Source organism: Pseudomonas sp. CFBP 13602, from assembly GCF_014842725.1.
GTDB classification, from domain to species: domain Bacteria; phylum Pseudomonadota; class Gammaproteobacteria; order Pseudomonadales; family Pseudomonadaceae; genus Aquipseudomonas; species Aquipseudomonas baltica.
Genome location: NZ_JACYVT010000003.1, coordinates 244171 through 257054, shown reverse-complemented (window position 1 = coordinate 257054; position 12884 = coordinate 244171). Strand labels below are relative to the sequence as shown.

Genomic DNA, 12884 nt, shown 5'->3' with positions numbered 1-12884 from the left:
CCAAAGCAGCATCGGCAACCTCCCACCCTCGCGCACGACTACTCATCCCCGCGCTAGATCACACCCCCCATCCGTTCCAAAGCCCCGTCAAGCTTCCCCTGAATCGGCTCCATCAAGCAGTAAAGGTGATTGCACGAAATCTTCTCTGCTTCGGCATCGAACAGCAACTGCAGCACCACCTCCAGTGCCCCATTCACCTCGCTCAAGGTACTGACCGATTCCTGCAGCACGGCAACGCCCTCGGCAAGTGCCAAAAGTCTTCCATTCAGATCTTCGAAAGCATCGACAGAAGTGTCTTCACTGAGCCAGCACTGCAGATCCGTTTGTATATGGGTGAGTCGATTCGAGAGCTTGTTCATTGTTTACCCCTCCCATGCAATGGCGCGCAGGCATCGGAGCGTAAACAGGCCATAGGCGTAAAATAAGCTTTCATAGGACATTCCTTTATCAAGTAAACGCCGCCACGCTCGCGACCAAACGAGTGGGTGGCAGCTGTACGAAGGTTGGTCGACCGGCGATAAAGGAATCCGGCACACCCGAGGGTGTCCTGCGCACAGCCGCCATGACACGAGGCTGCCTGCGCAAAAAAAGCGCCTGCAATCGTGATGGGGCGCTGTAGCGCCTTTATCTACTCGGGCGACCAAACCCGGTCGCTGATTTTGCAGCGACGAGGCGAATGTACGCGCGATAGGATTATAAAATCAAGGCAAGATGTTTGGCCGACATCGGAGGAAATGCTGTCATCCAGGCAGTTATTCACATGTGATCAGGCCTAGGGGTAAAGCATGTTCAGCCACATCCAAATCGGCGCCCGCGACCTGGCAAAAATGGTCGCCTTCTACGACCACATCTTCCAAGCCCTCGGCCTTATCCGCATGCCGGAAGAAAACGACGGGGGCCCAGCCGGCGCTGGTTGGCAACGGCCCGATAAGCCCTGGCCCCAGGTCTACATCCAGCTCCCGTTCAACGGCCTCCCGGCCACTTGGGGCAACGGCATGCAGGTCAGCTTTGCGGCGCAGTCGCAGCAGCAGGTGCGGGACGCGTGGCAGGCAGCGTTGGACAACGGTGGCAGCGACGAGGGGGCGCCGGGTTTGCGGCCGCAGTATTCAGAGGACTACTACGGCGCCTATTGCCGGGACCCTGAAGGCAACAAGTTATGTTTCGTTCATGCATCGGATATGGCCAGTTCAGCTTAACTCCGACGCAAGTTGGCCAGGCGCGCGACCCCAGCCGTCAACAGTACCGCCAGCAACACGCCTGTCGCCACGGCGGGCAGTATGCCTAGTTGCACTACCATCTCCTGCAAGCTGAGGTAGAAGCCGATCACGCCGACGGCGCCAATCGCGTTGCCTCTGACAATCGCCGCGAGTTCCTGGCGTCCGCCTTGCACATGCGCAAAAACGGCGAGCGGCCAGGCGATGATCGGAATGGGCGCCAGGTAGCCGCTGACCACGGGGCCCAACCACTGCGCCCCTGCGGTGATCAGTAGCAGCAGGAGGGTAGCGGTCAACATCCGCATGGGGATGATCCAGCTGGGTAACGCGACCGGGGGCGCCAGGGCTTTGCCATCGTTCGACGTCACCCGAATCAGCACGACCACCAAGCACAGGGTAATGGCAATGGAGGCAATGGGTGATCCCAGCCGGTTCATCAGTAGCGCTGTGGCAACATAGAACACCACGGCGGCCAGGCATCCGAGCACCACCGAAACATGGCGGGTCACCGCAAGATAGAACAGGTAGGTTGCCTGAATTGCCGCCACGCCGGCCAGTGCGCCGGGCACTGCCATTGCCACGAACCCCGGGCCTTGTTCGAGGCTGAGAAACAGCATCACCACGGCGGAGGTCACTGGAAGCCCGGACAGCAGCCCGCCAACGTGCGTACCCCAGCGTTTGGCAGCGATGGAGATGAACAGCATGAGCAGCGGCGTGATGAGCAGCTTGAGGTAGAAAACAGTCATGTACGTGCGTCGTTGTTTTTAGTCCATACGTTGTACATGATTCGACGTTGGGCTTTTATTCAATCGACGCCGGGAATGGCGATTGTTTGCCTCGACCTGTATCGTTTTCGTCCTGTGTGCCGACAGCCTATAAGCCCGCCCCTGACTCTGGGCAAGGATGCCAACCGTGAAATACTTCTTCATCATTCTGGCCAGCTACGCTTCGGTCTACCTGTGTGTGTCGCCGTTGCTCGATGCGCGGGTGCAGGACGTCATCGAAGGCCTGGAGATGCGCCGCCGGGCGGCGGATATCGAGGCCTACATCGACCACGTGGTCCAGGCGCTGAATCGCAGCAAGCTCGAGTACGCCTTGTTCGGCGGCACGCTGATTGCGGCATTGGTCAGCGCCGGTGTGTGGTTGCTGGGCGATTAGGCGGGGCCGTTGAACAAAGCGTGCAGGTCGGCAACGTCCTGCACGCTTTGTTCGGTCACTCGGGCTGCTTGTCCTGTTCGCTGAATTCCACTGCCAGGGCAGCGGCTTCCACGTCACTGGTGCGTATGTGCAACTGTCCTTCGCTGTCCTGAACCTGAAACACCGGGTCCATGTCGTGTGTACGGTACTGCTCGGGGATGTCATTGCCTTCGAGTTTCTTGACGGAGATGGCCATGGTTTTTCCTCCCAAAGAAGCTGTGACCGGCGCCTTCGGCCAAGGTGCAGTCCGAAGCGTTGCACAGGAACTTACCTTGCCTGCAATGCCTCGAATCTCTACTTACCATCAGAGGCTTCCTACCATGACCACACGCGATGAAATCCAGCCAAAAGCCCCGACCCTCGATGCCAGCGGCAAGCCGGTGAACGTGGTTGAGCGCGACATCGAGCATGAAACGCCGGCCACCGAAGGCGTCGACAAGGTCATCACGCCTACCTCCATCAAGGAGAAAGAGCAGGACGCCGAGACCTTGCAGCGCAAGACCGCCGAGATCGAACGCAAGATCGCCGATGGTCGTTGATGTCGTGAAAAAGGAGAAAAGTGCAGCTAACCGTCCGTTCACATCCGTTTCACGCGGCATTTACATTCTTGGGCGTAATGTTGACCTTGCTCCTTCTTCAAGCCCGCTTTCCTCCCCGTCGGCGGGCTTTTCTTTGTCTGCGATTTGGCGTTTCGCCCAGCCAGGCCTGCTAACCTCACCTATCCAAGCGTCGACCCGAACCAGGCGTCGGCGCGTTGCAGTGGCCATGACCACTGCCTTCCAAGGAGCTTGACCCCACCATGACCATTTCCCTGCGCACACGGTTGTTGACCGTGCTGATGTTCACCACGCTGCTCAGTGGCTGCGGCGTCAATAACATTCCGCAATATGACGAACAGGTGAAATCGGCCTGGGCTCAGGTGGAGAACCAGTACCAGCGTCGTGCCGACCTGATCCCCAATCTGGTGGAAACGGTGAAGGGCTACGCCAAGCAGGAGCAGGACACCTTGACCCGAGTGATCGAGGCGCGCGCCAAGGCCACGTCGATCCAGGTCGATGCCAACACGCTGGACGATCCGGCCAAGCTGCAGCAGTTCGATCAGGCCCAGCAGCAACTCAGCGGCGCCTTGAGCCGTTTGATGGTGACGGTCGAGCGATATCCCGACCTGAAGTCGAACCAGAACTTCCTGGCGCTGCAATCGCAGCTCGAAGGCACCGAGAACCGTATTGCGGTAGCACGTCGTGACTTCATTGCCTCGGTCGAGAAGTACAACACCGAGATCCGTACCTTCCCCGGCAAGCTGTGGCAGATGACCATGTACCGTGATCAGAAGGTTCGCGAGAACTTCAAGGCCACGGCACCCAATGCCGAGCAAGCGCCGAGCGTGAAGTTCCAATGAAGCCATGGCGGTGCCTGCCGCTGTTGATGCTGCTGTGGGCCGCCACTGCCGGAGCGCTGGAGTTTCCGGCGCTCAGCGGTCGAGTGGTGGACCAGGCGGGCCTGCTCGACGGGCAGACCCGCAGCCAGCTCAGCCAGATGCTCGAGGCACACGAGCAGGCGACCTCCGAGCAGGTCGTGGTGGTAACCGTGCCGGACCTGCAAGGCACGGACATCGCCGATTACGGCTACCAGCTCGGGCGTGCCTGGGGCATTGGCCAGAAAGGCAAGGACAATGGCGCCTTGCTGATCGTCGCCAAGGCCGAGCGCAAGGTGCGCATCGAGGTCGGTTATGGCCTGGAAGGGCAACTGACCGATGCGCAGTCCTCCATCATCATCAATAACGTGATTGTGCCGTCGTTTCGCCAAGGCGATTTCGCCGGCGGCATTCGTGCGGGCGCAGCGGCCATGTTGCAGGTGCTGGGGGGTGATCCCCTGGCCGAGCCGCAGCGCAGCAACGCGCAGGACCAGGGCCGGGATCAGCAGCGTCTGCCCTGGCCGGCCTTCCTGATACTGATCATCATCGTGATAGTAATGATTCGCGGCGGTGGCGGAGGGGGGCGCGGTGGCCGAGGCGGCGGCGGTCGTTCGGTACTCACGGGTGCGGTGCTAGGCGGCCTGCTGGGTGGCGGAGGCCGTGGTGGCGGTGGTTTCGGCGGCGGCGGCGGCGGTGGCGGTTTTGGTGGCGGTGGCGGCGGCTTCGGCGGCGGGGGTGCATCGGGTGGCTGGTAAATCGAGCGGGTACGCAGCATGACATTACTGGACGAAAGCGCGCAGAAGCGCGTGGCCACGGCGATTGCCGAGGCAGAACTGCACACCGACGCCGAGCTGGTCACGGTGCTTGCACCGCACTCGGACGACTACACCTACATTCCGTTGTTGTGGGCGGGGTTGATCGCATTGCTGGTGCCGGGTCTGATCAACTATTACCCCGGCTGGCTGAATGCTCATCAGCTGCTGCTGGCGCAATGGGCAACCTTCATCGTACTGGGGCTGCTGTTTCGCATTCCGGCCCTGACCACGGCGCTGGTACCGCGCCGAGTGCGGCATTGGCGAGCGGCGAACATGGCGCGCCGGCAGTTTCTGGAGCGCAAATTGCATCACACTCAGGGCGGAACGGGGATGCTGATCTTCGTTTCGGAGGCAGAACGGTACGTGGAAATTCTGGTGGACGAGGGGATTTCCAGTCGCGTCGGGGATGACACCTGGAACGCGATCGTCGAAGCGTTCACTGCGCGGGTCAAGCGCGGTGAAACGATGGAAGGTTTCGTCGGCTGTATCCAGGCGTGTGGCGAGGTGTTGCGTGAGCACGTGCCGGTCACTCATCCTCGTAACGAGCTACCGGATCGGTTGGTCGTACTGGGCTGACCGTTCGGCCAATCAGACGGATCTAGCGAGGCTATGAGCTGTCGAAGTGGCAATGCGCTATCATTCGTTCTTTGCCCACGGAGCCTCGCTATGAGCCCGATCATTTTTCCCCAGCCGTTCAAGGCAGTGGGTTGTTCCGACTGTCGAAACCTGGATGCATTGGGTTTCGACTTCACCATGGCGTTCCAGCCGATTCTCGATGTGCGCAGTGGCAAGCCCTGGGCGTACGAAGCGCTGGTGCGCGGCATCAACGGCGAGTCCGCGTTCAGCATCCTGAGTATGGTGAACGATGGCAATCGCTACCGCTTCGACCAGGCCTGCCGAGTCAAGGCCATCGAATTGGCAACCCGTTGGGGTCTGCTCGACTTGCCCGACTGCCTGCTGAGCATCAATTTCCTGCCCAAAGCCGTCTATCGCGCCGAAACGTGCATTCGCGCAACGCTCGAGGCTGCCCGCGAATTCGGTTTTCCGCTGAATCGGCTGATGTTCGAAGTCACCGAAGGTGAGCGTGTGGATGATCCGGCGCATCTGCAGTCGATTTTCGCTGAATACGAGAAGCAGGGCTTCACTACGGCAATCGACGATTTCGGTTCGGGGTATTCGGGTTTGAACATGCTTGCGACGTTCCAGCCCAACGTGCTGAAAATCGACATGGCGCTGACTCGCGCGCTGGATCAAGACGCCGTGCGGCAAGCCATCGTGGCGGGGATCGTGCTGGTGGCCGGCAAGCTGAACATCACAGTGGTGGCCGAAGGCGTCGAAACCGTCGGTGAAAGCGCGGCCTTACAAGCATTGGGTATCGATCTTCAGCAAGGCTACCTGTTCGCCCGTCCCGCCATCGGCGAGTTGCCGCTCAAGCGTTGACGCTCAAGCCTTGAAGTGTCTGGCAGGCTGATCAGTCGGCACGGTTTGTCGACTCGTAATGCAGATAACTGGCGAGTGCCTGTTTGGTCAGGTCATTGAGCGTAATGCTTTGCCGATTTGCCGCGATGCTGGCCGCCAGATGCAGTTCGTGGCCAATGCGCACATTGAAGGAGCCCTTGCAGGAAATCTCCGGCGTGACCTTCAAATCCGCGCAGGTCTCCAGATAGTCATCCACTGCGGCCTGAAAAGCGGCAATCAATTGCGCAACGGTTTGCCCTTCATAGCTGATCAGCGCCCGAATGAACTGTGCTTTGCCATACAGGCAGTCGTCTTCCGGGCTTGCTTCGATCGATCCGAAGTAGCCGCGGTGTTGAAGCAGTTGGTTCATGGCAGCAAGCCTCCATTTTTCAATTGCGCGATGATCTGGCGGCGGATGTAGGGCTTGATTTCACTACCCGGATGAGGGCGATGAAGGCTGATCAACGCTGCGGGATTACCATTGTGGAACTTCACGCGGCTGCCGCTTCCCTGGACTGGCTGAAAGCCGAACCCTTGCAGCAGGCTCACCAGTTCAGGCCATGTGAACTCACTTTCCTGCGAGATCAGTTTGGCGACCAGCTTTCCATGCCTGGACATTACCACTCCTTTTGTGCAACTGAATTTAGTTGCTGTCCGTTTTCAAGTCAATGTGTGGTGCCCAGCTATGTGTAGCGCAGGGCCGGGTTTTCGGACAAATGGAAGTGATACGAAGGATGTGCGGGGGTGCGGGAAGGCCCTGAGGCCGAGGGGTAATACGAGTTGTAACTATCCATGCAATGACCGAGCTCATTCGTGGAATGAGCTCGGTCATTGGTGCATCAATCTTCGAGAATGAACGCGAACTTGTCGTCGATCAGCATCTTCAGGTAGTCGTCGAAGCTGTCGGCGATGACCACGTATTCGTCCGGGTCGTGGACGAAGCGGATGACCTGGCCTTTGGTGCCTTTGCCGGTCGGGTTGAAGTCGATGAACAGCGTTGACGTGCCGCCGTTGTTCATGCAGTGCGAGAAGCACAGGCGCTCGCCCAGGCTGACGTCGGCGTCGATGCGTCGATCGACCATTTCCGGGTTTTCCAGAAAGAAGTCGTCGTAGATGTCGGCGATGCTTTTGTCGTTGGCGGCGCGGTCTTCGAGGATCTGCTCGACCGAGCGCAGGTAGTACGGGTATTCGGCGATGTCCGAGCCCAGGATGAGCACCGAGACTTCACCTTTTTCGTACTTCTGCCAGTGCGTGCCGTTCACCTTGGCAAGCAGTTGCAGCAGGCTGTCCGGGCAGTCCGGGTAGACCTCTTTGAGAGCGTCCAGTTGGGTGGGCGAGGCGCCGGTGGCGAACGCGAGTTCGTCTAGGCTGGCGGCGGGCAGGGCGGCTTTGAGGCCTGAGTGGAACTGTTCGACGATGCTCAAGGCTGCTTCCTTACACGGGTTTTGTTTGAGCACCTTTGGGCGATTTGTGGGGGGGAGTCAAGGGAATTTACTGTTTAGGGGGTATGTGGGGGGCTGGGAGGAGGGTGGAAGGCCAATGGCCTCTTCGCGGGCAGAGCCCGCTCCCACAGAGCTCTGCTATCACAGAGGGCGCGAGGTATCAGCGCCAGCGAACGGTGTAGTGGGCGGGCACGTCGCTCATCTGCGGCTGGAAATGGGTGTTGGAGATCACGTGGGTCTGTACCTCTCCGGCGGCGTCATGCAATTCGATGCGGTCGCCTGCGCCGGCATTGAGCGTCACCTCGTAGATCAACGCCTTGTTGGGCTCCAGGGACGAGTCGAAGGGGCCGAAGCGGGTGCCGTCGATGCGAATGATGTAGACCTGGTGAGCGCCTTGGGTGGATGTGCTGGTCACTGCGAAAACTCCATACCTTTGCTGGTCGATATCTATGTGGGCTGTCACAGGCTCAGGCGCATGGACAGGTCTACCGCTTTTACATCCTTGGTCAGGCTGCCGATCGAGATGTAGTCCACCCCTGTTTCGGCAATGCTGACCAGGGTCGAATCGTTGATGCCGCCACTGGCTTCGAGTTTGGCCTGGCCAGCATTGATGCTCACGGCTTCGCGCATGTCGGCGAGGCTGAGCTCGTCGAGCATGACGATGTCGGCACCCGCTGCCAGGGCTTCGCGCAACTCCTCCAGGCTTTCGACTTCGATTTCCACCGGCTTGCCCGGCGCGATGCGCTGCGCCGCCGCTACTGCCTGAGCCACGCCACCGCAGGCGGCGATGTGGTTTTCCTTGATCAGGAAGGCATCGTACAGGCCGATCCGGTGGTTGTGGCAGCCACCGCAGGTCACCGCGTACTTTTGCGCCAGGCGCAGGCCCGGCACGGTCTTGCGCGTGTCCAGCAGCTTGACCTGGGTATGGCCGACACGCTCGGCGAAATACCGCGCGCGGGTGGCCACGGCCGACAGCAGTTGCAGAAAATTCAGCGCGCTGCGCTCACCGGTCAGCAGCGAGCGTGCCGGGCCTTCGAGGTGAAACAAGGGCTGGTTGGGCTGGGCCTGCTGCCCATCCACTACCTGCCAATGCACCGCCACGCGCGGGTCGAGCTGGCGAAACACGGCATCGACCCAGGCGCTGCCGGCAACGGTGCAGGCATCGCGGGTGATGATGCTGGCCTTGGCCAGGCGCTCGGCCGGGATCAGTTGCGCAGTGATATCGCCGCTGCCCACGTCTTCGAACAACGCACGGCGCACGTTGGCTTCGATTTCAGCGGTCAGATCGGCAAGACGAAGATTGGACATGACGCGCTCCATCGGCAAAGTGGCCGGATTATAGGATACTGCAGCGCTTGGAGCGAAGCCCTGTAGCCCGCGCCTTCATGCACCGTAAAAAGCTGTGCATTTGGTCGGCTGCTGTGAGCTTTCGTACATATTTACGGTCAATCTCCTACTTAGCCCCGTGTTCGCTGAACTGCTTGCCACCTTGGTAGTCAGAGATCACTGTCGGTGAGGTCAGGTAAATGACGTCACGTGGTTGACAGGGATGTCGACGCTCTATTTCTCTTGGTGGGGGTCTTGATGGCGAACGATGGGAAAGTGGTTTCACTGAACAAGGCTGCCGCCGATCACGCGAGCCAGCCTGCCAGTGTGCGCCTGCCTGTCGTCCTGTTGCAGGTGCGCGACAAAGCCGCGCTGCAGCTCAAGCAGGCCCTGCAGGTGTTGTTCGATAACGCCGACGATACCCTGTTCGAAATGGCCGACCGGGCGTTGAACAACGTCGATCAGAATACCTTCTTCGAAGCCATGCGCGATCTGCGCCTCAAGCGCAAGAGCATCGAGCGCGGTTTCCTCGAGAAATTCTACGAGAGCTTCGTGCGCGTCGGTCAGTACGACACGGTCGAGGCCAGCGCGCCGCCGCCGCTGAGCTACGACAAGCTGGCGCTGGTACCCAACGACGAGTTGGAACGCACGGTGGCACTGGATGCGATGGTGGCCAAGGTCCTCAGCCGTGACAGTTTTGCCCTGGGCCAACTGACGACCCGCTTGAATGTGCTACTGACCCGCCGCCTGGACGATTCCACCAATCCGCTCGGGCCGGTCATGCTGTGCGACTATTTCCTCCAGGCCGGGCGCAGCCTGGGTGTGGAGATCAAGGTCAAGCTGATCATCCTCAAGCTGTTCGAGAAATACGTTCTTACCGATACCGATCAGCTGTACGCCGAAGCCAATCAACTGCTCATCGCGGCCGGCATCCTGCCCGAGCTCAAGGCCGCGCCTGCGCGTCGCGCCGCCGACCGCTCCAGCGACCGCCCGCGCCCCGCTGCCACCGAGCCGGAAACACGCGCCGAGGCGCCGAGCAAGTCCGCTCAGCGTGACGAGAATGTGCAGGAAGCCTTTGGCGCCCTGCAGGACTTGCTGCACGACCTGCGCGGCAGCATGGCGCCGAAGATGGAGCCGCCGAGCGAGGCCATGCCGATCTCAACCAGCGATCTGCTGCGCCTGCTGTCCCACTTGCAGCAGTACGTGCCCCAGCAGCCGCCGCAGAACGACTACGACCTGCGCCAGCAGCTGGAACAACTGCTGACCCGCGTCAGCGTCAAGAGCGGTAAGTTTCGGGTAGTCGGGGTGATGGACGAAGACGTCATCAACCTGATTGCCATGCTGTTCGAATTCATCCTCGACGATCGCAACCTGCCCGACTCGCTGAAGGCCCTGATCGCACGCCTGCAGATTCCCATGCTCAAGGTCGCGGTACTGGACAAGAGTTTTTTCAGCCGGGGTGCGCACCCGGCGCGGCGGCTGCTGAACGAAATCGCCTCGGCGGCGATGGGCTGGGGCAGCCGCGACGATTATCAGCGCGATGCGCTGTACCTGCGCATCGACCAGATCGTCCAGCGCCTGCTCAACGATTTCGTCGACGACACCTCGTTGTTTTCCGAGCTGCTGGTCGACTTCCTTGCATTCAGCAATGACGAGCGTCGTCGCAGCGAGTTGCTCGAACAGCGTACCCGCGATGCCGAAGAGGGCCGCGCCCGTGCGGATCTGGCGCGGCATCTGGTCGAGAAAGAACTCAACAGCCGCTTGCTGGGGCGCAAGCTGCCGCAGGTGGTGGTCAATGTGCTGCAGGACGCCTGGAGTCGCGTGTTGCTGCTCGTGTGCCTGAAACACGGGGCCAATTCGTCCGAGTGGCAGGCGGCCTTGTCCACGGTCGACGATCTGATCTGGAGCGTCGAACCTCACGACGACCCGGAAATGCGCATGCGTTTGCTGGAACTGGTGCCCGGCTTGCTCAAGTCTCTGCGCGATGGTCTTACCAGCACCGCGTTCGATCCGTTCGCCACCAGTGAATTCTTCAGTCAGCTGGAGGTGCTGCATGTGCAGGCGTTCCAGCGTGATCTGGCGAATCTCGAGGGGGTGACGCCTGGTGAGGAATCGCTGGTGCAGGTGGTCGAAGAGATCGTGCTGGCGTCCCCGGGCGAAGCCGCCGACAGCGAGGCCCAAGTACGCCTGGCCGACGATGATCCAGGCCTGCTGCAGGTCGACAAGCTGCGTGTCGGCAGCTGGGTGGAATTGCAGGAAAACGATGAGTTCAAGCTGCGCTGCAAGTTGACCGCGATCATCGAGACCTCGGGCAAGTACGTGTTCGTCAACCGCACTGGCATGAAGGTGCTGGAGAAGACCCGCATGGGCTTGGCGATCGAGTTCCGCCGCGGCACCGTGCGGGTGCTCGACGACACCTTGTTGTTCGATCGAGCCCTGGATTCGGTGGTCACCAACCTGCGCAAGCTCAAGGCACACTGATGAGCCCGGCCACGCGCAGGCTGCCTTCCTGCGCGTGAGGGTTCATACTGGAGCGCCTTGATTGTCGGCAGGACTCCAGATGCGGTTGACCTCATGCGCTTGAACGGCCTTACGGGATGGTGCGACGGCGTTCGCCATTGCCCCTCGCCCAATTTCAACGAGCGTCCCGACGGCGAAGTCTCGCTGTTGGTCATCCATAACATCAGCTTGCCGCCGGCGCAGTTTGCCACGGGCAAGGTGCACGAGTTTTTCCAGAACCGTCTGGATTGCAGCGAGCATCCCTATTTCGAGGGGATTTCCCATCTGCGCGTGTCCGCGCATTTTCTCATCGAGCGTGACGGTGCGGTGACGCAATTCGTCTCCTGTCTGGATCGCGCCTGGCACGCTGGAGTGTCGTTGTTCGATGGCCGCGAAAACTGTAATGATTTTTCTGTAGGCATCGAACTGGAAGGCACTGATGATCAAGCCTTCGCCGATGCCCAGTATGCAGCGCTCGTGACCTTGACTCGGCTGTTGCTCGAGCTCTTTGCGGCGCTGAGCGTGGAGCGCATCTGCGGCCACAGCGACATTGCCCCGGGCCGCAAGACCGACCCCGGCCCTTGTTTCGACTGGGCACGCTACCGTGCCGCATTGCTGAATGAAGAGGATGCACGATGATTTTTCTGGTGCTGCTGCTGGTCCTGCTGGCCGAGAAGTTTTCCGGGCTGCGCCAGCGCGTGCAACGTGACGGTTTTTTCCTGGGTGAACTGCATCGGCTCGAAGCCCGGCCGGGGCTGGCGCGCGAGCCGTGGCTGGTGCTTTGCATCAGCGTGGCGCTGCCGGCGCTGCTGCTGGCGTTCGTGCTGTATGCGCTGCAGCCGGTGGCTTATGGCTTGCTGGCGCTGCCGGTGCATTTGCTGGTGCTGATCTACAGCCTGGGCCGCGGTGACATCACGGTTGGGCTGGGGCCGTTTCGCGATGCCTGGCGCCGTGAAGACACCCAGGCGGCGGTGCATGTGGCCGAACGCGACATGGGCGTCCTCGCCGACAACGGCGGCAGCCTGCTGCAAAGGGTGCAGGGGCACCTGTTGTGGGAAGCCTATCAAAGCTTTTTCGCGGTGATTTTCTGGTACGCCGCCTTGGGTCCGGTGGCGGCGCTGGTCTATCGGCTGGTGACCCTGGTGGCCGAGCAGTCTCGGCATCCGGCGATAGCCCTGCGGGCGCAGCGGCTGCGTCATGCTCTGGACTGGCTGCCGGTACGTTTGCTTGCGGCCAGCTTTGCGCTGGTGGGCAACTTCGTGGCGGTCAGCCGGGTGATGTTGCACGAGGTGCTCAGCTGGGAAATTACCGCTGCGGCGCTGATCGATCGCGTCGGGCGAGTGGCCGGTGATGTTCCGGCGCCAGTGGTAGGGCAGCTAGGAGTGGAGACGTTGGACAGCCTGTGGCAGATGGTCGTGCGCGCAGGGGTGTTGTGGTATGCGGTTTTGGCGGTGTGTTCGGTGTTGGCGTGATGTTGCAGGTTCATCGCGTTGACCCCGGACGCGGCTTACGCCGCTGC

The 12884-nt window shown here is 60.8% G+C and carries 18 protein-coding genes; 10 read left to right on the top strand and 8 right to left on the bottom strand.

Annotated features, from left to right (window positions below; all coding sequences use genetic code 11):
- Positions 1 to 53: 53 nt before the first annotated feature.
- A complete protein-coding gene (locus IFU31_RS07605; RefSeq protein WP_192102639.1) occupies positions 54 to 359 on the bottom strand; it encodes a DUF1484 family protein in 306 nt (101 codons plus the stop codon).
- A gap of 426 nt (positions 360 to 785) precedes the next feature.
- Between IFU31_RS07605 and IFU31_RS07600 the strand changes: the two genes are divergently transcribed.
- Positions 786 to 1196 carry a VOC family protein gene (locus IFU31_RS07600; RefSeq protein ID WP_192102638.1) on the top strand — a complete coding sequence of 137 codons (411 nt, stop codon included), beginning with the start codon at positions 786 to 788 and terminating at the stop codon, positions 1194 to 1196.
- On the opposite strand, the gene IFU31_RS07595 is transcribed toward IFU31_RS07600, so the two are convergent.
- Positions 1193 to 1960 carry a hypothetical protein gene (locus IFU31_RS07595; protein WP_192102637.1) on the bottom strand — a complete coding sequence of 256 codons (768 nt, stop codon included), beginning with the start codon at positions 1958 to 1960 and terminating at the stop codon, positions 1193 to 1195. The genes IFU31_RS07600 and IFU31_RS07595 overlap by 4 nt on opposite strands.
- A gap of 166 nt (positions 1961 to 2126) precedes the next feature.
- On the opposite strand from IFU31_RS07595, the gene IFU31_RS07590 reads away from it, so the two are divergent.
- Positions 2127 to 2372, top strand: coding sequence for a hypothetical protein (locus IFU31_RS07590; RefSeq protein ID WP_192102636.1), 246 nt, complete (start codon positions 2127 to 2129; stop codon positions 2370 to 2372).
- A gap of 55 nt (positions 2373 to 2427) precedes the next feature.
- On the opposite strand, the gene IFU31_RS07585 is transcribed toward IFU31_RS07590, so the two are convergent.
- Positions 2428 to 2607: a hypothetical protein gene (locus IFU31_RS07585; protein WP_122475279.1), complete on the bottom strand. Its 180-nt coding sequence runs from the start codon at positions 2605 to 2607 to the stop codon at positions 2428 to 2430.
- 124 nt (positions 2608 to 2731) lie between these two features.
- On the opposite strand from IFU31_RS07585, the gene IFU31_RS07580 reads away from it, so the two are divergent.
- The 5 genes from IFU31_RS07580 (at position 2732) to IFU31_RS07560 (ending at position 6080) form a co-directional block, all read left to right on the top strand.
- On the top strand, positions 2732 to 2950 hold the full coding sequence (locus tag IFU31_RS07580; RefSeq protein ID WP_192058563.1) for a hypothetical protein: 219 nt from the start codon (positions 2732 to 2734) through the stop codon (positions 2948 to 2950).
- A gap of 260 nt (positions 2951 to 3210) precedes the next feature.
- A complete protein-coding gene (locus IFU31_RS07575) occupies positions 3211 to 3810 on the top strand; it encodes a LemA family protein (RefSeq protein ID WP_122475276.1) in 600 nt (199 codons plus the stop codon).
- On the top strand, positions 3807 to 4580 hold the full coding sequence (locus IFU31_RS07570) for a TPM domain-containing protein (protein WP_192102635.1): 774 nt from the start codon (positions 3807 to 3809) through the stop codon (positions 4578 to 4580). The genes IFU31_RS07575 and IFU31_RS07570 overlap by 4 nt, the downstream gene beginning before the upstream one ends.
- 18 nt (positions 4581 to 4598) lie before the next feature.
- Positions 4599 to 5216 (top strand): TPM domain-containing protein, encoded by a 618-nt coding sequence (locus IFU31_RS07565; RefSeq protein WP_122475273.1) that lies wholly within the window; start codon positions 4599 to 4601, stop codon positions 5214 to 5216.
- 90 nt (positions 5217 to 5306) lie between these two features.
- Positions 5307 to 6080, top strand: a complete 774-nt coding sequence (locus IFU31_RS07560; protein WP_192102634.1) for an EAL domain-containing protein — start codon at positions 5307 to 5309, stop codon at positions 6078 to 6080.
- A 31-nt stretch (positions 6081 to 6111) separates the two neighbouring features.
- On the opposite strand, the gene IFU31_RS07555 is transcribed toward IFU31_RS07560, so the two are convergent.
- The 5 genes from IFU31_RS07555 to nadC all read right to left on the bottom strand — a co-directional run bounded on the left by IFU31_RS07555 (position 6112) and on the right by nadC (position 8848).
- Complete coding sequence (locus IFU31_RS07555; RefSeq protein ID WP_192102633.1) at positions 6112 to 6468, bottom strand: type II toxin-antitoxin system HicB family antitoxin; 357 nt, start codon at positions 6466 to 6468, stop codon at positions 6112 to 6114.
- On the bottom strand, positions 6465 to 6716 hold the full coding sequence (locus tag IFU31_RS07550) for a type II toxin-antitoxin system HicA family toxin (RefSeq protein ID WP_122795362.1): 252 nt from the start codon (positions 6714 to 6716) through the stop codon (positions 6465 to 6467). The genes IFU31_RS07555 and IFU31_RS07550 overlap by 4 nt, the downstream gene beginning before the upstream one ends.
- A 221-nt stretch (positions 6717 to 6937) precedes the next feature.
- Positions 6938 to 7522: an SMI1/KNR4 family protein gene (locus tag IFU31_RS07545; RefSeq protein ID WP_122475267.1), complete on the bottom strand. Its 585-nt coding sequence runs from the start codon at positions 7520 to 7522 to the stop codon at positions 6938 to 6940.
- A 178-nt stretch (positions 7523 to 7700) separates the two neighbouring features.
- Entirely contained in the window at positions 7701 to 7955 is a 255-nt protein-coding gene (locus IFU31_RS07540; protein WP_122715142.1) for a hypothetical protein, read from the bottom strand.
- 44 nt (positions 7956 to 7999) lie between these two features.
- On the bottom strand, positions 8000 to 8848 hold the full coding sequence (gene nadC, locus IFU31_RS07535; RefSeq protein WP_185795227.1) for a carboxylating nicotinate-nucleotide diphosphorylase: 849 nt from the start codon (positions 8846 to 8848) through the stop codon (positions 8000 to 8002).
- A gap of 276 nt (positions 8849 to 9124) precedes the next feature.
- Here nadC and IFU31_RS07530 point away from each other — a divergent pair, with 276 nt between their 5' ends.
- From IFU31_RS07530 to ampE, 3 genes are all read left to right on the top strand, one after another.
- A complete protein-coding gene (locus IFU31_RS07530) occupies positions 9125 to 11347 on the top strand; it encodes a DUF1631 domain-containing protein (protein ID WP_192102738.1) in 2223 nt (740 codons plus the stop codon).
- A 93-nt stretch (positions 11348 to 11440) separates the two neighbouring features.
- A complete protein-coding gene (gene ampD / locus IFU31_RS07525) occupies positions 11441 to 12004 on the top strand; it encodes a 1,6-anhydro-N-acetylmuramyl-L-alanine amidase AmpD (protein ID WP_192102632.1) in 564 nt (187 codons plus the stop codon).
- Positions 12001 to 12837, top strand: a complete 837-nt coding sequence (gene ampE / locus IFU31_RS07520) for a regulatory signaling modulator protein AmpE (protein WP_192102631.1) — start codon at positions 12001 to 12003, stop codon at positions 12835 to 12837. The genes ampD and ampE overlap by 4 nt, the downstream gene beginning before the upstream one ends.
- Positions 12838 to 12884 lie beyond the last annotated feature (47 nt).

Excerpts from the sequence above, each read along its gene's own strand:
- IFU31_RS07605 (WP_192102639.1), bottom strand. The coding sequence starts at position 359 with ATGAACAAGCTCTCGAATCGACTCACCCATATACAAACGGATCTGCAG.
- IFU31_RS07600 (WP_192102638.1), top strand. The coding sequence starts at position 786 with ATGTTCAGCCACATCCAAATCGGCGCCCGCGACCTGGCAAAAATGGTC.
- IFU31_RS07595 (WP_192102637.1), bottom strand. The coding sequence starts at position 1,960 with ATGACTGTTTTCTACCTCAAGCTGCTCATCACGCCGCTGCTCATGCTG.
- IFU31_RS07585 (WP_122475279.1), bottom strand. The coding sequence starts at position 2,607 with ATGGCCATCTCCGTCAAGAAACTCGAAGGCAATGACATCCCCGAGCAG.
- IFU31_RS07580 (WP_192058563.1), top strand. The coding sequence starts at position 2,732 with ATGACCACACGCGATGAAATCCAGCCAAAAGCCCCGACCCTCGATGCC.
- IFU31_RS07575 (WP_122475276.1), top strand. The coding sequence starts at position 3,211 with ATGACCATTTCCCTGCGCACACGGTTGTTGACCGTGCTGATGTTCACC.
- IFU31_RS07570 (WP_192102635.1), top strand. The coding sequence starts at position 3,807 with ATGAAGCCATGGCGGTGCCTGCCGCTGTTGATGCTGCTGTGGGCCGCC.
- IFU31_RS07565 (WP_122475273.1), top strand. The coding sequence starts at position 4,599 with ATGACATTACTGGACGAAAGCGCGCAGAAGCGCGTGGCCACGGCGATT.
- IFU31_RS07560 (WP_192102634.1), top strand. The coding sequence starts at position 5,307 with ATGAGCCCGATCATTTTTCCCCAGCCGTTCAAGGCAGTGGGTTGTTCC.
- IFU31_RS07555 (WP_192102633.1), bottom strand. The coding sequence starts at position 6,468 with ATGAACCAACTGCTTCAACACCGCGGCTACTTCGGATCGATCGAAGCA.
- IFU31_RS07550 (WP_122795362.1), bottom strand. The coding sequence starts at position 6,716 with ATGTCCAGGCATGGAAAGCTGGTCGCCAAACTGATCTCGCAGGAAAGT.
- nadC (WP_185795227.1), bottom strand. The coding sequence starts at position 8,848 with ATGTCCAATCTTCGTCTTGCCGATCTGACCGCTGAAATCGAAGCCAAC.
- IFU31_RS07530 (WP_192102738.1), top strand. The coding sequence starts at position 9,125 with ATGGCGAACGATGGGAAAGTGGTTTCACTGAACAAGGCTGCCGCCGAT.
- ampD (WP_192102632.1), top strand. The coding sequence starts at position 11,441 with ATGCGCTTGAACGGCCTTACGGGATGGTGCGACGGCGTTCGCCATTGC.
- ampE (WP_192102631.1), top strand. The coding sequence starts at position 12,001 with ATGATTTTTCTGGTGCTGCTGCTGGTCCTGCTGGCCGAGAAGTTTTCC.